Here is a 20,459-nt window from a genome sequence, read left to right as displayed (position 1 = left end):
TTTTATATAATTTATAGTAATGATTATTGAATTCATTTATTTAATGTGATATAATAAAAGAAAAAATATGGTGGTGGTTATTATGAGTAAAAAAATTAAACTTTTTTAATTTTAAAGTATTATTGGCAACATTTTCTTTTTTGCTTTTTAGTATGAATTCTATTAGAACTAGTGCTATTGAGGAAAATCTAGTTTTTCAAAATCAAATTGCTGAATTTAATGATGTCGATATAATATCTTCTGCTACTATCAGATATAGTTTATATATTAAGAATCCGGTAGATAAATTTTGGAAAACCGAATACAGAAATGGAATTTCCTATAGTGGATATTTGTATTTTATAAAAATAATAAATAAAAGGGGAAAGAAATATGCTCTTTATAAGGGAAAACTTTATGGTAGAGTTGCACCAACTTTTAGGAGAAAATTATGGAGATATAAAAATGATGAAAAGATTTTTTAAAATTTTAATTTTTAATTTTTGCTTTTTAATTCTTTTTTCTTCTTGTAAAAGTTCTAATGTTAGTATAGAAAAATTTAGAAATAAAGTATTTTTAGCAAATGACAATGGACGTATTGTATTTCATATGGATAAAGTTAATATAAAATATCCTGACTATTGTTGGAACAAAAATTCAGGTGTTATAGTTGATAAGAATGGAGAAGTTTTTAAAAAACCAAACAGAGAAGAAGCCTTCTTTGAAGCCTTTAACCTAAAAATAGAAGTAAGGAACGGGAAAAAATATATAAATTCTGATAGTAAGTTTTATCCAAATTATAGATTTGAAATCAAAGATGAATTTACGATTTTAGATACACTTTTGGGGATAGAATATGTTGATAATTTGAGTAAATATGGAATAGAGAGTGATGACAACGAATATATAAATGCTTATAAAGAAGCTAAGGATTTAGTTAATCAATATAAAAATACAGTTAAAGGTATGGAGAATAATAAAGATGAACTTTCTCCAAAAGTTAAAGATGAAATAGAGCGAGAAATGAAAAAAGATAAAAAATAAAATATTTTATTGATAAAAAAATAAGATAAGATTGGAATTATATTTCAATCTTTTTTATATTACTTAAATTCAAAATTTAATTTTAATATATTTTTTGAAGTGTATATATTTATAAATATATTTTAAATATTGAAAAATTTTTAAAAAAATGATACACTTATTGTGTATAAAATTAAAGGAGAAAGACTATCTTATGGATTTAAATTTAAAAAGAGTAGTTATTAAACTAAGTGGAGAAGCTTTATCAGGTGGAATCGGACATGGACTTGATGATGAAACAATTGAAAAAATTTGTAAATCAGTTAAAGATGTATATGATTTAGGTATTCAAATTTGTATTGTAGTTGGTGGTGGTAATTTTTGGAGAGGTCGTTCAAGTGAAAAGATAGAACGTTCAACTTCTGACCATATGGGTATGCTTGCAACTATAATAAATTCCTTAAGATTACAAGCTACACTTGAAAATATGGGTATTCCAACGAGAGTTCAAACTGCAATTAATGTTCATGAAGTTGCAGAACCTTTTATAAAGAGAAAGGCTGAACGTCATCTTGAAAAAGGTCGAATAGTTATTTTTGGAGCAGGTACTGGTATGCCATATTTTTCAACAGATACAACAGCAGCTTTAAGAGCCGCTGAAATGCATGCAGATGTAATTTTACTTGGAAAAACGGGAACAGATGGTATTTATGATAAAGATCCTAATAAGTTTAAAGATGCCAAGAAATTTGAAGAGTTATCTTATATAGAAATTTTAAATAGAGGATTAGGTATAATGGATGCTACTGCTACTTCTCTTTGTATGGATAATGATATTCCACTTATTGTATTTGGAATTGATAATCCTGAAAATTTAGTTGCAGTTGCAAGAGGAGAAAAAGTAGGAACAATTGTAAGGGGGAAATAAAATGTATAAAGAGATAATTAAAGAATTAGAAAGAAAAATGACAAAATCAATAGAATCTTATGAGACAGAATTAACAACAGTAAGAGCTGGTAGAGCAAATCCAGCTATATTAGATCAATTTTCTGTTAATTATTATGGAACGGATACACCAATTAAACAAGTTGCATCAATTTCTGTTCCGGAAGCAAGATTATTAGTTATTCAACCATGGGATGCTTCTTTGATAGCTCCAATAGAAAAAGTTCTTTTAGCATCAAATCTAGGCATAACTCCATCAAATGATGGAAAAGTAATAAGATTACCTTTCCCTGCATTAACTGAAGATAGAAGAAAAGAGTTAGTTAAAGTTGTTAAGGGATATGCTGAAAATGCAAAAATTGCTATTAGAAATTTAAGACGTGATGGAATTGATAAATTAAAAAAAATGGAAAAAGATAAAGAAATCAGTGAAGATGAATTAAGACAAGCTGAGGAAGAAGTTCAAAAAGTTACGGATAAATTTGTTAAAGAAGTTGAAGAAATTACAAAATCAAAAGAAAAAGAATTAATGGAAATTTAATGAAAGATATAGATTTTACAAATATACCTAAACATATTGGTATAATTATGGATGGTAATGGAAGATGGGCAAAAAATAGATTTTTTCCCAGAATTGCCGGACATAAAGAGGGAATGAATAGAGTTGTTGATATTGTTGAGGAGTGCTGTAAAATAGGGGTTAAAACTCTAACTTTATATGCTTTTTCGACTGAAAATTGGAAAAGACCTGAAGAAGAAGTAAATGGTCTCATGAATATTTTAGTCTTTTATATAAATTCTCAATTAAAAAGAATTCTAGATAATAATATAATTTTTAGGGTTATAGGAGATTATAGTAAATTACCAAGTTCTATAGTTAAACTACTCGATAACAGTATAAATGTATCAAAAAATAATACTGGCATGGTATTAAATATCGCATTGAATTATGGTGGAAGAGCTGAAATTATTTCTTCAATAAAAAATTTATATAATGATATCTCACAAGGGAAATTTTCAATAGATGATTTAAATGAAGAAAGTTTTAAAAAGTATTTATATACAAAAGAAAATTCAGAAGTTGATTTAATTATAAGAACAGGAAATGAAAAAAGGATAAGTAATTTCTTAATTTACCAATTAGCATACTCAGAATTTTATTTTACTGATGTATTGTGGCCGGAATTTTATGCTGATGATTTGTATGATGCAATATATGACTTTCAAAATAGAAATAGAAGGTTTGGGGGAATTTAATGAATAGTTTTATCAATAGAACTATAAGTGGGGCTTTGATGTTAATAATATCTTTTATTTGCATCTATTTTAAAGGCTATGCACTTGTGGGTTACACTATGGCTATTGCAGTTTTATGTTTAATTGAATTGTTTAGAACTTTTAAATTAAATAATATATTTTTGATATGTCATAGTATGTTGTTTTCTATGGCTATGTTATATTCTATAGGAACTTCAAATAAAGATTTAGTATTAACTTTTTTTGCATTATATTTTCTTGTTGTTTCCATATATTATTTATTTTTTAATAAAATTAATATTGAAAATTTAGGAAAATTATTGTTTTCTTTTATTTATATTACAGTACCTATGGGAGTTTTTTTAAGATTGGGAGAAACTAATCTTTTATGGGTTGTGTTTTTTATTTCTTGGGGAACTGATACATTTGCTTATCTATTTGGTATGATTTTTGGAAAACACAAATTATATCCAAGTATAAGTCCAAAAAAGACTGTTGAAGGATCTTTAGGAGGAATTTTTGGATCATTAATATTATTAAATTTATTTAATTTTTATATTTTGAAGTTTAATATTGTTTTTATAATATTTTCTGGGATTGTACTTTCCATTGTAGCTCAATTAGGAGATCTATTTGCTTCTAAAATAAAGAGAGAAATAGGAATAAAAGATTTTAGTAATATTATAAAAGGACATGGCGGATTTTTAGATAGATTTGACAGTATAATTTTTGTAACTCCTTTAGTGTATATTCTTTTTTATATATTTGGAGGTAGTATTTAATGATTATAAAAGTAATAGTAGCACTTTTAGTATTTATGGTTGTAGTCGTAGTACACGAGTTTGGACATTTTATTTTTGCTAAAAGGGCTAAAATTAAAGTAAATGAATTTTCTGTTGGGATGGGACCTAAACTTTTTGGAAAACAAAGAGGAGAGACATTATATTCTATCAGAGCCTTACCACTAGGGGGATTTTGTGCTATGGAAGGCGAGGATGAAGAAGATGGAGAAGAAGAACTTGATTTTTCAAAAAGAGGACATTTTAACGGTGCAACGATAGGAGGAAGAATTTTAACTATTTTTGCAGGACCACTATTTAATTTTATTTTAGCATTTGTTATTCTTTTTGCATTGTTTGGCATTAGAGGACATCAAACGACAACAATAGAAAGTATTAAGGAAAATTCTATTGCTCAAAAGTATGGAATACAAGCAGGAGATAAAATTGTAAATATCGGAGAAAATAAAATAGATTCTTGGAAAGATATTCAAACAAGTTTATCTAAATTGGAAAAACAGGAAACTATTATAAAAGTAATAAGAAATGGACAGGAAAAGGAAATTGAAGTAAAATTTAAAAATTCTAAAGAAAAAGTTTTAGGTATTACTTCAAAATTGGAAAGAAATTTATTAGTTTCAGTAAAGGAAAGTTTGAACACATTTTTTTACTTCATAGGCTCAATGTTTGATATCTTAAGACAATTATTTACTGGAAAAGTTGGCGTAGGTCAATTATCTGGACCTATAGGAGTTGTTGGGGCAATAAGTAGTGCAGCAAGTAACGGATTGTATTCGTTATTATACATTACAGCGTTTTTAAGTGTGAATTTAGGTTTCATAAATTTATTACCTATACCTGCTTTAGATGGAGGAAGATTGATTTTCTTGTTCATAGAGTTAATTATAGGTAGACCTGTTTCAAGATCTAAAGAGGGACTTATTCATACTATAGGATTTATATTTTTAATGGGTCTTATTTTATTTGTTTCATTTAAAGATGTAATAAGACTTGGATTTTTTGGAGTAAATTAATGGAAAGAAAAATAACAAAGAAAATTTATGTGGGGAACGTACCTGTTGGAGGGGGTTCTCCTATTTCTATACAATCAATGACTAATACAATTACTAAAGATGTTGTATCTACTGTAAATCAAATTAATGAATTTGTAAAAGAGGGTTGTAATATTAGTCGTTCAGCAGTAAATGATTTAGATGATGCCTTAGCAATAAAGAAAATAAAAGCTTTGACTACAATACCTTTTATTGCTGATATACAATATGATTATAAACTTGCAATATTAGCTGCAGAAAATGGTGCAGATTGTTTAAGAATTAACCCTGGAAATATTGGTGGAAGAAAAAAAGTTAAAGAAGTTGTGGAATGTTGTAAGTATCATAATATACCAATTAGAGTTGGAGTAAACTCCGGATCTGTTAATCAAAAATTTATTGATAAATTTAATGGAGTTAATAAAGAGTCTATAGTTTATAGTGCTTTAGACCAAGTAGAATTTTTGGAATCATTGAATTTTGACCAAATTAAAATTTCAATAAAATCAAGTAATGTCCCTATATGTGTTGAATCATATGAACTTTTAAGCAGTTTATGTGATTATCCATTACATTTGGGAATTACTGAGGCAGGTCCAAGTTTTAGAGGAACGATAAAATCTTCTGTAGGACTTGGTATCATTTTATCTAAAGGAATTGGTGATACTATTAGAGTTTCTTTAACAGGTAATCCTGTAGAGGAAGTTAAAGTTGGAAAGGAAATTTTACGTTCTTTAGGACTTTTAAAAGATGGTATAGACTTAATTTCATGTCCAACTTGTTCAAGAACCAAAATAGATTTAATTAATATTGTTGAACAAGCTGAAAAAGAGTTAAAGCATATAAATAAAAATTTAAAGATTGCAATAATGGGATGTCCTGTTAATGGTCCCGGAGAAGCAAAAGAGGCTGATTTAGGGATAGCTGGAGGAAATGGGAAAGGACTTATTTTCAAAAAGGGGCAAATCATAAAGAAAGTAGAAGAAAAAGATTTACTTAAAGAGCTTATTAATGAAATAAATAAATTGGAGGAATAATATGTATAGGAGTTTAAAAAGTTTTTATTTTTCACAACGAAAAAATTATAGCTTGTCAGATGATTTTATAATTGATGAGTTTGTTTTTGGTGATGAAAAAATAGATTTTAGATTGCTTACAAACTCCGAAAATGTTGGGATAGAAGAACTTGTTGTTTTAGATAAAGAACTTCACGAGATTTTTAATGGAAGAGAAGTAAAATTTTCAGTTCAAACTTTTTCAAAAAATGATTGTCCATATAAATACTTTTATTATTTAAACTATGATGAATTTGTAAGTGAAGTTCAAAAATTATTAAAAAATCACGGATTTTCATTAACTAATAATGATAGAATAAATTTTTTAGAAGATTATATTGAAATATATATTTCAAATTCTTTATGCAGATTTAAACTTCTTTCAAATTCTTTTTTAAATGATGTAAAAGAATTTGTTTCTGGAAAATTTAGTGAAGATATTGAAATACTTATTCTTAATACTTTATTTCCTAGAGAAGAAAAATGTTCTGAAAAGCTTGAAAACAAATTAGAAAACAAAAGAAAAGAAATTCAAAAAGAAAATGATAATAAAGTTGATAAGGCTAAAAATATCAGAGAAGTATCTGATGAAAAAGCTATTTTTAAAATTGGTAAAAAGATTTCAGATAAAGATATACTATTAAAGATTTCAGATTTAGATCAAAATTCAGGTTTTTCTAAAATTCAAGGTAGAGTATATGATTTAGAGATAAGAGAATTAAAAAATGGCAAAAAATTAGCATTATTTGATATTGAAGATGAAACATCTGCAATGAGTTGTAAATTGTTTTTGGATGATAAAAAATTACAAATTTTTAATGAGAAAATTAACTCTAAATCTATTGCAAATGGAATTTATATAACAGCGGTAGGAAGGGTTGAATATGACCAATATGCAAAAGGAATTTCCATGATGATAGATGGTATGGAAGAAACTCCTCGTTATGTATTTGTCGATAATGCTTCAGAAAAAAGAGTTGAATTACATTTGAATTCGCAGATGAGTGGTCTTGATGGATGTGTTAATTTGGAAGTATTAAAGTCAAGATTACAAGAAATGGGACATACTGCTGTTGGTGTAACTGATATAGGCGTTGTTCAAGCTTATCCTCAGATGATGGATTTATTTGGAAAAGAAGATATAAAGGCATTATATGGTCTGGAATTAAATTTATTAGAAGATAATCCTAGAATTTTATATAATTATAAAAAAGGGGTTAATTTTGATACTTTTGTAGTATTTGATATTGAAACAACAGGTCTTTCACATTTGAAAAATAATATTACAGAAATTGGTGCTGTTCGTGTTGAAAATGGGAAAGTAGTTGAATATTTTAATGAATTAATAAATCCGGAGCAAGAGATAACTCAAGAGATTACTGAGATTACAGGGATTACTAATGAGATGGTAGCAGATAAGCCGTTGATTAGTGAGATTATGCCTAAGTTTTTAGAATTTTCTAAAAATGCAGTTTTTGTTGCGCATAATGCGGAATTTGATATTTCTTTTATAAAAACAAATTGTAAGAGATTAAATCTTGAATTTAATCCAACTTTTATAGACACAATGGGTTTTGCAAGGTCAGTATTACCACATTTAAAAAATCATAAACTTAATACATTATGTAAGGAATTAGGAGTAAAATTATTAAATCATCACAGAGCAAGTTTTGATGCTGAGGCTTGTTCAGGAATTCTTTTGGAACTTATAAAGATTATTGAAAAAGAAGGTAAAGTTTTTGATGAAAATATAAATACATTAGAAACTAAATGGCCTGTTGCAAAAAATATTTCTTATAATTCAATAATATATGTAAAGAAAATGGAAGCATTAAGTGGATTTTATAAAATGGTTTCCGAAGGATTGATGAAATATTTTAGAAGAGTTGCAGGTTTTCCAAAGTCGAGATTAAAAGAGTATAGAGAAGGTCTTTTAATCGGTTCAGGAAATTGGGATGGAGAACTTTTCAGAGCTTTTATAGAAGAAAAAAGTGAAGAGGAAATTTTAGAAATTGCAAAATTTTATGATTTTTTTGAAATTCAACCTTTATCTAATTTAAAGCATCTATTTTTTAGAGGTAAAGTTTTAAATTTTGATAATTTAAAAGAGATAAATAAAAAAATTTATGAAATTGGCAAAAATTTAGGAAAGTTAGTAGTTGCAACTGGAAATGTAAAATATCTGGATAAAAATGATTATATTTTTAGAAATGTTATTTTATATGGTCAAGGTAGAAAAAACCTTGAAAAAGAAGGTTCTTTTTATTATAGAACTACAAATGAGATGCTTGAAGAGTTTTCATATCTTGGAAAAGAAGAAGCTTATGAAGTTGTAGTAAAAAATACTAATATTTTTAAAGACATGCTTGATGACATTTTGCCTATTCCAAATGGGACATTTCCACCTTTTATTGAAGGTGCTGATGAAGAGTTAAGAAAAATATGTTATGATAAAGCTAAATCTATATATGGAGAGCATTTACCTAAAATAGTTGAAGATAGACTTGAAAGAGAATTAGGTTCTATTATAAAAAATGGATATGCAGTTTTATATATAATTGCACAAAAATTAGTTTGGCGTTCAAATGATGATGGATATTTGGTAGGTTCAAGAGGATCAGTAGGGTCTTCTTTTGCAGCTACTATGGCTGGAATAACAGAGGTAAATCCACTTATTCCACATTATATTTGTCCGAAATGTAAACATTCAGAGTTTCATGAAGAATATAGTGGACAATCTGGAGTTGATATGCCTGATAAAGAATGTCCTGAATGTAAAATTAATATGATTAAAGATGGACATGATATTCCTTTTGAAGTTTTCTTAGGATTTGATGGAGATAAAGAACCTGATATTGACTTAAATTTCGCGGGAGAATATCAATCTACTTGTCATAAATATACAGAAGAATTATTTGGAGCTGATAAAGTTTATAGAGCGGGAACTATTGGAACAGTTTCTGACAAAACTGCTTTTGGATATGTTAAAAAATACGTAGAAGAAAATGAGCTCTCTCTTACTGCCGGAAATATAAGAAGATATGTTAGAAAAATAGTTGGTGTTAAAAGAACAAGCGGACAACATCCTGGGGGAGTAATGATTGTACCACATAATAAAGAAATTTATGATTTTACACCTATACAATTTCCTGCAGATGATCCAACTTCTGAAACAAAAACAACACATTTTAGTTATAAATCTATAAGTGGTAGAATTTTAAAACTCGATTTACTTGGTCATGATGTTCCTACTATAATAAAACATTTGGGAGATTTAACAGGAGTTGATCCTTTAAATATTCCTATGGATGATAAGGAAACTTTGAATATATTTTATTCTACTGACAGTTTGAAATTTATTGACAACATCTCTAAAGATGGAGTTGGTACTCTTGGAATACCGGAATATGGGACAAACTTTGTAAGACAGATGTTACTCGATACTAGGCCAAAGACATTAACAGAATTAATAAGAATTTCTGGTTTATCACATGGAACAGATGTATGGCTTGGAAATGCACAGGAGCTTATAAAAAAAGGAATACCGTTAAAACAAACTATTTGTACAAGAGATGATATAATGACTTATTTAATATTTAATGGTCTTGATAATAAACGTTCATTTAAGATAATGGAAACAGTTAGAAAAGGAAAAAGTCTTGATGAGGAAACAGAGTCTTATATGAGAGAAAATAAAATACCTGAATGGTATATAGAATCCTGTAAAAAAATAAAGTATCTTTTCCCAAAAGCACATGCTGTTGCATATGTAATGATGAGTTATAGAATTGCATATTTTAAAGTTCATTATCCTGAAGCTTTTTATGCAACTTATTTTACAACTAAAATAGATAATTATCCTGGTAATTTAATTTTTAAAGGGCTTACAGCGATTCAAACTAAAATGAAAGAGATAAAGGAATTAGGGAAATTAGCATCACAAAAAGAACAGGATGTATATGATATTCTTGAAGTTGCTGAAGAAATGTATTTAAGAGGCATTGTTGCTAGTAAGGTAGATTTAGAAAGGTCTGATGCATCAAGATTTTTACTTGATGGAAAAGGAAAAATATTACCTCCTTTTAGAGCTTTGGACTTCGTAAGTGATGTTAACTCAGCATCAATATATGAAGAAGTTAGAAAATTACCATTTATATCTATTGAAGATTTTCAAGAGAGAACAAAAATTAATAAAAATGCTTTAGAATCTTTAAAAGAACATGGAGTTTTAAATAACTTACAGCAAACAAATCAAGTAAGTTTATTTGATTTAATGTAATATTTGAACTGTGGATGTATATTCACAGTTCTTTTTTTATTTATTTATATAGGTATTGTAAAAATATCTACAAATTAGTTTGTATGTAGATAAACCTAAAAATATTTATTAAAAAGACTTGAAAAGTTAACACATTTATAGTATAATATTACTGTTATTTTTGAGGAGGTGAAAAAAATGGCAAATATTAAATCAGCACTTAAGAGAATTGATGTTACAAAAAAACAAACTCTTAAAAATAAAAGTAGAAAATCTGAAATTAAAACTTATATTAAAAAATTCGAATTAGCTGTAGAAGAAAATAATTTAGAAATAGCTAATGAATTACTAAGAAAAATTGATAAGAGACTTAAACAAGCTACAACAAACAGCGTATTTTATAAAAATGCTGCTGCGAAAAAAGTTAGCAAATTAAGTAAAAAATTACATGATGCTTCAACACAAGCATAATATAGTGTGTATGGATCCAACACATTATATTTGCTCCGTGTGGAGCTTTTTTTTTTTACAATTTAATAATAATATGATATAATTAAAACAAAGTCACAAACTAATATTATGTCTTTTAATTGTATTGTATAGTTGTATTTAAGGAGAGTTATTAAATTGAAAATTTTACATTTAATTAGTCAGTATCCATCAAAGACTGGGAGTGGTATATATTTAACAGAAGTATATAAAAATTTTAAGTCTATGAATTATATTCAAAAAGTTGTTTGTGCAATGAATTCAGATGATGTTATTGATGTAAATTTTAATGATGTTGAAATAATAAAATTTAAAAGTGACGAATTACCTTTTCCAGTAGTTGGTATGAGTGATGTAATGCCATATGAGTCTTTTCTATTCTCTGATTTAGTGGGAGAAAAATTAGAGAAATATATTGAAGTTTTTAAAAATAAAATAATAAAAATTGTTGAGGAATTTAATCCGGATATTATTTTTACAAATCATTTATACATAATGACATCTATTGTAGCAAGTCTTAATTTGAACTGTAAAATTTTTGCTTTTTGTCATGGAACAGATTTAAGACAACTTTATAAAAATGATATTCATAAAGACTTTATAATAGCTAATATTCCAAAACTTGATGGTATTTTTGCCTTATCGGAAAAACAAAAGTATGAAATAGAAAAAGTCTTTAATTTTAATAAAGATAAAGTTTATGTTATTGGTGGTGGATATGATACTGATTTCTACTATGATGATAAAGAAAAAATATATGATAGAAATTCTAAAATAAAGCTAATATATGCAGGAAAATTTAGTAGAGCTAAGGGTGTTATATATCTACTTAAAGCTTTTGAAAAAATAAAAAATAAATATAATGTAGAATTAATTTTAGCAGGAAACGGAACAGGAGAAGAATGTAAAGAAATAATTGAGTTTTCAAAAAAATTATCTGATAAAGTTAAATTATATGGTTATATGAGTAAGAAAGAAATATCTAATTTGTTTAGAGATTGTGATATTTTTGTTATGCCATCTTTTTATGAAGGTCTTTCACTTGTTACGATAGAAGCAATTGCATGCGGATTAAAAGTTGTTATGAATGAACTTGAAAATTTTATTGATTTTGTTGGGGAAGATATAGTAAAGTCTAAAAATATTGAGTTTGTAAAAATGCCTAAATTGTTTGATACAGATAAAGTAGCTGATAGTGAGGTAGATGACTATATTCAAAGACTGAGTATAGGTTTAGAAAATCAGATAATTAACTTATATGATAATAATTTTGAAAGAGATTTTTCTAGTAAAATTATTCAATTTAGTTGGGAAAATATAACTAATAACATAAAAAACATTGTTATATAGAAAAAACTTATTAATAAACTGAATTGATAAGAAAAAACTATTTTACATATTTTAGAATGTATGGTATTATCTTATTGACTAAAATTTAGGAGGTAAATTAATGAAAAAATTATCAAAAATGTTACTTTTATCATTAGTAACAGCAACAACTTTAGTTGGTTGTGGAGCAAAGTCTGAAAATAAACCAGCTGAAAAGCAAACTGAAAAGAAAGATGATAAAAAAGCATCTGATTTAATGAAAGGTGAAACAGTTTTAGAAGAACAAAAGAAAGGTGCTACTGTAATAGATGTTAGAGTTGCTGAACAATATAATGAAGGACATATTAAAGATGCTATAAATATTCCATTAGAAACTATTGAAAAAGATATTGAAGCTAAAGTTCCTAAAAAAGATGCAAAAATTATTGTTTATTGTAACACTGCAAACAGAAGTTCACAAGCTTTTGAAAAATTAAAAAAATTAGGATACACTAATGTAAGTAATGCACAAGGTGTAAAACAATATAAATATGATCTTGTAAAATAAGACAATAAGACAATTTTAAAGGCGATGATTATTCATCGCTTTTTTGTTGAAAAATAAAAAATAATTTAATGAATTAAGTTAAGATGAAGTGTTAGATATATTTATTTTAATAAAAAAATTTTTGAAAAAATATGTATGTACTTTAATTATTTAAAATAAACTATATATGAAATATATACTAAACTCATAAATTTTACGATAAATTATAGAAAATTACTTTCAAATATGGTACAATATAAGTCGAGGTGAAATTATGGCAAAACAAATTTCTGTTGTAATTGTTGCAGCTGGTTCCTCAAATAGGATGGGATTAAGGACAAATAAAATATTTTTAGATTTATGTGGACAATCTGTTATTGAGAGAACTATTAATGCTTTTGTTGATATACCTGAAATTTATGAGATTGTTTTAGTGACAAAAAAAGAATTTTTTAATTATTTTAATAATATTATAAAAAGTGTTTCTTTAAATATTAAATTAGTTGAAGGAGGCTCTTCAAGAGAAGAGTCTACTTTTAATGGATTACAAGAAGTATCAAATGATTCAAATTTTGTTATCTGTCATGATGGAGCTAGACCACTTATAAGTAAGAAAACTATTTTAAATGTTATAAATGAATTGAGTAATTATAAAGCTGTTATCACCGGTGTAAAAGCTAAGGATACTGTGAAGATTATTTCCTCTGATTTAGAAGTAGTTTCTACTCCTGATAGGCGTTCATTATATAATATTCAAACTCCTCAAGCTTTTGAAAAGAATATAATTTTAGAGGGATATAAGAAATTTTTTGAAGAAAATGGTTTTGTTACTGATGATGCTTCTATAGTTGAAAAATTAAATGTAAGAATAAAACTTGTTGAAGGTGAATATTCAAATATAAAAATAACAACAATAGAAGATATTAATTATGCAAGAATATTATTAGAAAGAGGCATTTAATATGAGAATTGGACTTGGATTTGATGTTCATGAGTTAGTTGTTGGTAGAGATTTGATAATTGGTGGAGTTAAAATAGAGCATTCTAAAGGTCTTTTAGGACATAGTGATGCAGATGTTTTAGTTCATGCAATAAATGATGCTATAATTGGAGCATTATGTTTAGGTGATATTGGAAAATTATTTCCTGATAATGACCCTAAATATAAAGATATAAGCTCTCTAATAATGACTAAAGAAGTTGTTAGTCTTATGAAAGAAAAGGGATATAAAATTGGAAATGTTGATAGTGTTATATGTGCTCAAAAACCTAAACTTTCAGGTTATATTTTAGAAATGAGAAAAAATATAGCTAAAGTTTTAGAAACTGATATTGAAAATATAAGTGTAAAAGCAACTACAACTGAACATCTAGGATTTGAAGGTAGAGAGGAAGGAATTTCATCTCATGCAGTTGTGTTACTTGAAAAAATTTAAGGAGGTAAAGATGAAAAAAGTATTATTTACATCTGAATCTGTAACTGAAGGTCATCCAGATAAAATTTGTGATCAGGTATCTGATGCTATTTTAGATGAGATTTTAAAGGTTGATCCAGTTGCAAGAGTTGCATGTGAAACTTTAACTACTACAGGAATTGTTATGGTTGTTGGAGAAATAACAACTTCTAAGTATGTTGATATACAAAGTATTGTAAGAAATGTTTTAAAGGAAATAGGATATACTAGAGCAAAATTTGGTTTTGATGCATCAACTTGTTCAGTTTTAACAAGTATAAATGAACAGTCAAGAGATATTGCATTAGGAGTTGACAGTGCTTTAGAATATAAAAAAGGAAATGAAGATAAATATAATTCAGTTGGAGCAGGAGATCAAGGTATGATGTTCGGTTATGCTTGTACAGAAACAGATGAATTTATGCCTTTACCAATTACTTTGGCTCATAAATTGACAAAAAGATTAGCTTATGTTAGAAAAAATGATATATTAGCTTATTTAAGACCTGATGGAAAGAGCCAAGTAACAGTTGAATATATTGATGGTACTCCTACAAGAATAGAAGCTATAGTAGTTTCTACACAACATGGACCTTCTGTTAAAACTGAACAAATTGAAAAAGATATTAAAGAATTGGTTATTGATGAAGTAATACCAGAACATTTAATTGATGAGAATACTAAAATATATGTGAACCCTACAGGAAGATTTGAAATCGGTGGACCTATGGGTGATTCCGGTTTAACTGGAAGAAAATTAATTGTTGATACTTATGGTGGATTTGGAAGACATGGTGGAGGAGCATTCTCTGGAAAGGATCCAACAAAGGTTGATAGATCAGGAGCATATATGGCAAGATATATTGCTAAAAATATTGTTGCAAGTGGAATATGTGAAAAATTAGAAATAGGAATTTCTTATGCTATTGGGGTGGCTAAGCCTCTTTCTATTTATGTTGATACTTTTGGAACAGGAAAAATTTCTGATGATAAAATAATTGAAATAATAAATAAAGTATTTGATTTAAGACCTGCTGCAATTATTGATATTTTAGATTTAAGAAGACCAATATATCGTCAAATTGCCGCTTATGGACATTTTGGAAGAAATGATTTAGATTTACCTTGGGAAAAATTAGATAAGGTGGACGAAATCAAAGAGTTAATATAGATTAATGTAAATTTTTAGGAGATGTTATTATGGGAAAATGTTATGATTTTAATGAATATGTAGACAGAAAAAATTCACATGCTGAAAAATGGAATAATATGGTTTCTGCAGGTGCACCAAAGAATGATCATTCAATTTTGTCTATGTCTATTGCAGATATGGAATTTAAGTGTTGTGATGAAATATTAGAAGCACTAAAAGAGCCAATATCAAATGGAGTAATAGGATATGACTGTCCTTGTGAAAAGTTCTTTACATCATTTATAAAGTGGCAAAAAGAAAAAAATAATTGGGATATAAAGAAAGAATGGATAGTTCCTGTTCCCGGTGTAGTACCCGGAATTGCTAATACAATTTTGCACAATACAAAAGAGGGAGATTCTGTTATTATAAATACTCCTGTATATCCTCCTTTCTTTAATGCTATAACTTTAAATAACAGAGTTGTTGTTGAAAATCCATTAATTGAATTAGAAGACAAATATGTAATAGATTTTGATGATTTTGAAAAGAAAATTATAGAAAATGATGTAAAATTAAGTGTATTGTGTAGTCCACATAATCCAGTTGGTAGAGTTTGGACTAAGGAAGAATTAGAAGAATATGGAAGAATTTGTAGAAAACACAATGTATTGATGATTGCAGATGAAATTCATGGTGATTTAATTCTTAAGGATTATAAACATACACCAATTGCATCAATCAACGATGATTTTTTATATAATACTGTTACTTTAACTGCTCCTAGTAAAACTTTTAATATTGCCGGTTTAGCTCAATCTGTTGCCATAATTCCAAATGAAGATTTAAGAAATAGATTTATAAACGGATTAGTAGGATATGGGATTTTCCACATGGCAAGTTTTGCAGCTGTTGGATTTGTAGCAGCTTATACTTATGGTAAAGAATGGTTTGAAGAATGTATGAGTTATATTGAAGAGAATATTGATTTTGCAATTGATTTTATAAATAGAGAAATTCCAAAAGTTAAAGTAAAAAGACCACAAGCCAGTTTCTTATTATGGTTAGATCTTAGAGCATTTGATATTGATCATGATGAGTTACATCAAAAACTTATTAATGAAGGAAAATTATTACTAAATTCAGGAATAACATATGGAGAAAATGCAAAATTATTCTTCAGAATGAATATCGCTTGTAATAGAGAAATGCTTACTGATGGATTAAACAGATTAAAGAAAGTTGTAGATAGTTTATAAATTTTAAGACTGCGAGAGCAGTCTTTTTTTATAAATATTTTACATTGTAAATATTTTCAATCTATGGTAAAATATTTCTGTGATTGGAGGTGTTTTTTTGAAACTTGAAATTTTTCAATTTTTAGAAAAATCAATTGTGCATATGGACAATAATATGGAGTTTATTTCCAGTTCATCTGATGCATTAAAAAAATTTTTTAATGATATTTTTTTGAATTGTGATTTTTTTATAAATACAAATGCTAGAATAAAAAGTGAAGATAGTATAAGAGAAAAATTATTAAGAAATAATTATTATTATAGATATCCTAATCATAAATTAGCAATAGAAAATCTTCCAGACTTAATTGGGATAAGAGTTGAATGTAGATTTATTGATGATGAAAAGAAAATTTTTGATGAAATTTCAAAAAATTTTACCGTTGAGTTAGATAATGGATTTTATAGAAGTGAACTAAATTCAAATATAGAATTAAAACTAAGTGAAAAACAACCTACATTTCAAAAAAATGGTTTTGAGATATACAAAGTTGATGGAAGATATGTTGTTGAAGGTGGATATTTTGTAAATTTTGAATTACAAATAAAATCTTTAGTAAATATATTTTGGGGAGAAATAGATCATAGTGTATTGTATAAAAACTATAATTATATGATAACTGAAGATTTTATTCGTTCTATAATGTTTTCAATTAAAGCTAATTTAACAATGATAGATAATCAACTACAAAGTGTGTATAATCATTTAAAGAATGTGGAAGATAAAAGTAATTATGATTCATCAAAAATTCAGTTAAAAACAATTGTTTCTAAGATGTTGCATGATTTGTATTCTGTTAAAATTAAAGAAAGTACAGGTTTTGTAGTTGATTTTAAAGATTGTGCTAATATTATTGTAGATTATATTTTTTCTAAAAACAAATTTCATAATTCTATGCGCTATGAAGATTATTTTGTTAAATTATTAAATAGACTTAGCGGGGCAAATAACAGAACTATTACTATTGGAGAAACGTTCGAAATTTGTGATACAATTGAATTTAAAAATGATTTATGTAAGAAATTTGGAACAGGTCTTTTAGAATTGGTAAATAAGGATTTTAAATGGAATTTGATTTTTTCAGTTATTCAAGATATAGAAGAAAATGATTTTTGTGAAGAATTTGTACTATTTTCAGAATTTATCGTATATGCTGTTGTTAAAAGGGTAAAACGTGCAGTTGATGAATTAGATATTTCAAATGATGATAAGTCAAAATTAAAATGGGATATTTCTTATGTTGTGATGGAATTTATTTGTAATTCATATTCTCCAAATTTAATTACTTTCAAGAGTATGAAAGAAATAGAGAATAAGATTAGAAATTTCCTAAAAGATGTTGAGAGACCAGAGGAAATATTGGCTTTGAATTATGAAGATTTATATAATTCTTTAGAAAATAATTTTGTTAAAAAAGAAGTGGATGAATTTGAATAATGATAGGAATAGATATTTGTAGTATTACCAGATTTTCAAAAATGAAAAATTTGGAAAAATTTATAAAAAGATATTTTACAAGTGAAGAAATTGATTATATTTTATCTACTGGGAAAAGGGATGAGACAATAGCTGGTATTTTTTGCTTAAAAGAAGCATTTGTTAAGGCAATAGGTACAGGATTTGGAAATATTTCACCTATTGATGTGGAAGTTATACATAATTTTTCCGGTAAACCTGATTTAATAATTCATAATGAAATATTTAAAATAATAGAACAAATTTCTTGCTCTGTTTCCCATGATTCTGAATATGCAATTGCAGTAGTGGATGTTAAATTTTTAAGTATAGAATTAGATACTAAAAACATTTTAGCTTATAAAAATCTTATGTCAAATAGAAAAGTTGATGGACATAAGGGTGATTTTGGTAAAGTTGGAATAATTGGTGGTAGTGTAGGAATGTGTGGAAGTGTTGATTTGTGTGCTAAAGCTTCACTTCGAACCGGTAGTGGACTTGTATATAATATTTGTCCTAATTCTATTTCTAATATTCTACAAATAAAAGCTGTTGAAAATATAGTTTTATCTATTCCTGATGACAATAGAGGCTGTTTTATTCTTAGATATGTAGACGAAATAATTGAAAAAATAAAAAATTTAGATGCCATAGCTATTGGATGTGGATTAGGAAGAAATGAAGAAAATAGAAAAATTTTAGAAATGATTATAAAAAATTTTCAAAAGCCTATAGTTATTGATGCAGATGCTATTTTTTTCCTGAAAGATATTAAATCAGATATTTTGAATAGAGATAATATTATTATAACTCCTCATGAAGTTGAATTTTCCAGGATGTCATTATATGATTTAGAAGATATTAAGAAAAATAGATTAGGGATTGTAAATAAGTTTTTTGAAAAAAATTATAAATTTACTATTGTTTTAAAGGGAAAAAATACCATAGTTAAGTCGAATAAAGAATTATGCATAAATAACACTGGAAACTGTGGAATGGCTACTGCAGGAAGTGGAGACTGTTTAACAGGTATTATATTATCTTTACTTGGACAAGGATTAAGTGTTTTTAATTCTGCAAAACTTGGTGTTTTTATACATGGATTAGCAGGGGATTTTGCTAAAGAAGAAATTGGTGAAGATTCTATAATAGCTTCAGATATAATTAAATTTTTACCAAAAGCAATTAAATATATTAGGAAGTGATATTATGTATGAAAATCAGTCATTGATTTTTGTTGATTTAGATAATTTAAAAAACAATTTTTTGAAAATAAAAGAAAAATGCAATGGTGCAAAAGTTGGAATAGTTTTAAAGGCAAATGCATATGGACTTGGAGCTTGTACTGTCGCTGAATTTTTACAAAAACAAGGTGCAGATTATTTTTGTGTAGCAAACTTTTCAGAAGCTATGGAACTAAGAAAAAAGAAAATTAAATTACCTATTTTAATTTTAGGTTATGTTCCAAATGCTTTATTTGAGAAACTAATAAAGAATAATGTAGAATTAACTGTATACAATATCGGAATGATACGAGAATTAAATGAAATTTCAGAAAAGTGTAGAAAAAAATGTAAAATTCATATTAAAATAGATACTGGTATGAATAGACTTGGATTTCTAATTGATGATAAGTTAAAAGATTATTTAAAAGAGATTTATTCTATGAAACATATTGTTGTTAAAGGAATGTACTCTCATTTATGTGTTTCAGATATTGATGATTTTTCATTTACCAAATTACAGGTAGAAAAATTTGAGAAAGTTAAAAGATTATTAGAAGAAGAAAATCTTAAAATACCTATGTTACATATAGCAAATGATGGTGGCTCTTTGCTTCATGATTATTATTATGATATGGTTAGAGTTGGAATTGGAATATATGGACATTATCCATCAAAATATGTAAAAGAAAATTCTAAAACAAAAATGGATACAGTTGTAAGTTTTGTAAGTACTATTAGTAATGTAAAATATATCCACAAAGGAGATACAGTTGGATATGGAAGAACTTTCTGTGCAGATAAGACTATTAAAGTTGCAACAATTTCTGTAGGTTATGCAGATGGATATCCTTATGAACTAAGTAATAAGGGTTACGTAATGATAAATAATAAAAAGGCTAAAATTTTAGGAAAAGTATGTATGGATCAAACAATGATAGATGTTTCTGAAATTGAAGATGTAAAAATTGGAGATACAGTTTTACTTTATGGTGAATATAAAAATATGAAACTTGATATCTTTGAAATTGCAGAAATGGCAAACACAAATGTCTATGATATAATCTGTAGAATAAATATGAGAATTCCAAGAGTTTATCTTGAGGGAAATAAAGTCGTAAGAGTAGTAGACTATCTATCAACTGAAAAAAATTACTATGAATTATAAAACTCAGTGCATTTTAGCACTGAGTTTTTAAATAT

Annotated in this window: 19 protein-coding genes; all 19 read left to right on the top strand. The window is 26.7% G+C overall.

The window, feature by feature from the left end; translation table 11 throughout:
- Positions 1 to 152 precede the first annotated feature (152 nt).
- The 19 genes from ACMX2D_RS02695 (at position 153) to alr (ending at position 20,424) form a co-directional block, all read left to right on the top strand.
- The gene (locus ACMX2D_RS02695; protein WP_414972605.1) at positions 153 to 464 is read left to right on the top strand and encodes a hypothetical protein; all 312 of its coding nucleotides are present in this window, start codon (positions 153 to 155) and stop codon (positions 462 to 464) included.
- On the top strand, positions 445 to 1,023 hold the full coding sequence (locus ACMX2D_RS02690; RefSeq protein ID WP_414972604.1) for a hypothetical protein: 579 nt from the start codon (positions 445 to 447) through the stop codon (positions 1,021 to 1,023). The genes ACMX2D_RS02695 and ACMX2D_RS02690 overlap by 20 nt, the downstream gene beginning before the upstream one ends.
- A 193-nt stretch (positions 1,024 to 1,216) precedes the next feature.
- Entirely contained in the window at positions 1,217 to 1,930 is a 714-nt protein-coding gene (gene pyrH / locus ACMX2D_RS02685; RefSeq protein WP_009448659.1) for a UMP kinase, read from the top strand.
- Position 1,931: 1 nt separating this feature from the next.
- Positions 1,932 to 2,489 (top strand): ribosome recycling factor, encoded by a 558-nt coding sequence (gene frr, locus ACMX2D_RS02680; protein WP_414972602.1) that lies wholly within the window; start codon positions 1,932 to 1,934, stop codon positions 2,487 to 2,489.
- A complete protein-coding gene (gene uppS / locus ACMX2D_RS02675) occupies positions 2,489 to 3,205 on the top strand; it encodes an undecaprenyl pyrophosphate synthase (RefSeq protein ID WP_414972601.1) in 717 nt (238 codons plus the stop codon). The genes frr and uppS overlap by 1 nt, the downstream gene beginning before the upstream one ends.
- Positions 3,205 to 3,987 carry a phosphatidate cytidylyltransferase gene (locus tag ACMX2D_RS02670; protein WP_009448641.1) on the top strand — a complete coding sequence of 261 codons (783 nt, stop codon included), beginning with the start codon at positions 3,205 to 3,207 and terminating at the stop codon, positions 3,985 to 3,987. The genes uppS and ACMX2D_RS02670 overlap by 1 nt, the downstream gene beginning before the upstream one ends.
- Entirely contained in the window at positions 3,987 to 5,018 is a 1,032-nt protein-coding gene (gene rseP / locus ACMX2D_RS02665; protein WP_414972599.1) for an RIP metalloprotease RseP, read from the top strand. Before ACMX2D_RS02670 ends, rseP begins: the two co-directional genes overlap by 1 nt.
- Complete coding sequence (gene ispG, locus ACMX2D_RS02660) at positions 5,018 to 6,073, top strand: flavodoxin-dependent (E)-4-hydroxy-3-methylbut-2-enyl-diphosphate synthase (protein ID WP_414972598.1); 1,056 nt, start codon at positions 5,018 to 5,020, stop codon at positions 6,071 to 6,073. The genes rseP and ispG overlap by 1 nt, the downstream gene beginning before the upstream one ends.
- A gap of 1 nt (position 6,074) precedes the next feature.
- Positions 6,075 to 10,370, top strand: a complete 4,296-nt coding sequence (locus tag ACMX2D_RS02655; RefSeq protein WP_414972597.1) for a PolC-type DNA polymerase III — start codon at positions 6,075 to 6,077, stop codon at positions 10,368 to 10,370.
- A gap of 177 nt (positions 10,371 to 10,547) precedes the next feature.
- Positions 10,548 to 10,820, top strand: coding sequence for a 30S ribosomal protein S20 (gene rpsT, locus ACMX2D_RS02650; protein WP_414972596.1), 273 nt, complete (start codon positions 10,548 to 10,550; stop codon positions 10,818 to 10,820).
- A 156-nt stretch (positions 10,821 to 10,976) separates the two neighbouring features.
- Positions 10,977 to 12,188, top strand: a complete 1,212-nt coding sequence (locus ACMX2D_RS02645) for a glycosyltransferase family 4 protein (protein ID WP_414972595.1) — start codon at positions 10,977 to 10,979, stop codon at positions 12,186 to 12,188.
- Positions 12,189 to 12,288: 100 nt separating this feature from the next.
- Positions 12,289 to 12,714, top strand: coding sequence for a rhodanese-like domain-containing protein (locus ACMX2D_RS02640; protein ID WP_414970674.1), 426 nt, complete (start codon positions 12,289 to 12,291; stop codon positions 12,712 to 12,714).
- Between the two features lie 253 nt (positions 12,715 to 12,967).
- Positions 12,968 to 13,654, top strand: coding sequence for a 2-C-methyl-D-erythritol 4-phosphate cytidylyltransferase (gene ispD / locus ACMX2D_RS02635; RefSeq protein WP_009448657.1), 687 nt, complete (start codon positions 12,968 to 12,970; stop codon positions 13,652 to 13,654).
- A 1-nt stretch (position 13,655) separates the two neighbouring features.
- The gene (gene ispF, locus ACMX2D_RS02630) at positions 13,656 to 14,129 is read left to right on the top strand and encodes a 2-C-methyl-D-erythritol 2,4-cyclodiphosphate synthase (RefSeq protein WP_414972594.1); all 474 of its coding nucleotides are present in this window, start codon (positions 13,656 to 13,658) and stop codon (positions 14,127 to 14,129) included.
- A gap of 10 nt (positions 14,130 to 14,139) precedes the next feature.
- A complete protein-coding gene (gene metK, locus ACMX2D_RS02625; RefSeq protein ID WP_414972593.1) occupies positions 14,140 to 15,318 on the top strand; it encodes a methionine adenosyltransferase in 1,179 nt (392 codons plus the stop codon).
- A 29-nt stretch (positions 15,319 to 15,347) separates the two neighbouring features.
- On the top strand, positions 15,348 to 16,538 hold the full coding sequence (locus ACMX2D_RS02620) for a MalY/PatB family protein (RefSeq protein ID WP_414972592.1): 1,191 nt from the start codon (positions 15,348 to 15,350) through the stop codon (positions 16,536 to 16,538).
- A 97-nt stretch (positions 16,539 to 16,635) separates the two neighbouring features.
- On the top strand, positions 16,636 to 18,015 hold the full coding sequence (locus tag ACMX2D_RS02615) for a GTP pyrophosphokinase (RefSeq protein WP_414970680.1): 1,380 nt from the start codon (positions 16,636 to 16,638) through the stop codon (positions 18,013 to 18,015).
- A complete protein-coding gene (locus ACMX2D_RS02610) occupies positions 18,015 to 19,238 on the top strand; it encodes an NAD(P)H-hydrate dehydratase (RefSeq protein WP_414972591.1) in 1,224 nt (407 codons plus the stop codon). The genes ACMX2D_RS02615 and ACMX2D_RS02610 overlap by 1 nt, the downstream gene beginning before the upstream one ends.
- 4 nt (positions 19,239 to 19,242) lie before the next feature.
- Positions 19,243 to 20,424 carry an alanine racemase gene (alr, locus tag ACMX2D_RS02605; RefSeq protein WP_009449039.1) on the top strand — a complete coding sequence of 394 codons (1,182 nt, stop codon included), beginning with the start codon at positions 19,243 to 19,245 and terminating at the stop codon, positions 20,422 to 20,424.
- Positions 20,425 to 20,459 lie beyond the last annotated feature (35 nt).

The organism is Parvimonas oralis (assembly GCF_047608425.1).
Lineage (GTDB): Bacteria > Bacillota > Clostridia > Tissierellales > Peptoniphilaceae > Parvimonas.
The sequence above is the reverse complement of the archived record's forward strand: the minus strand, read 5'-3'. Positions and strand labels throughout refer to the sequence as shown.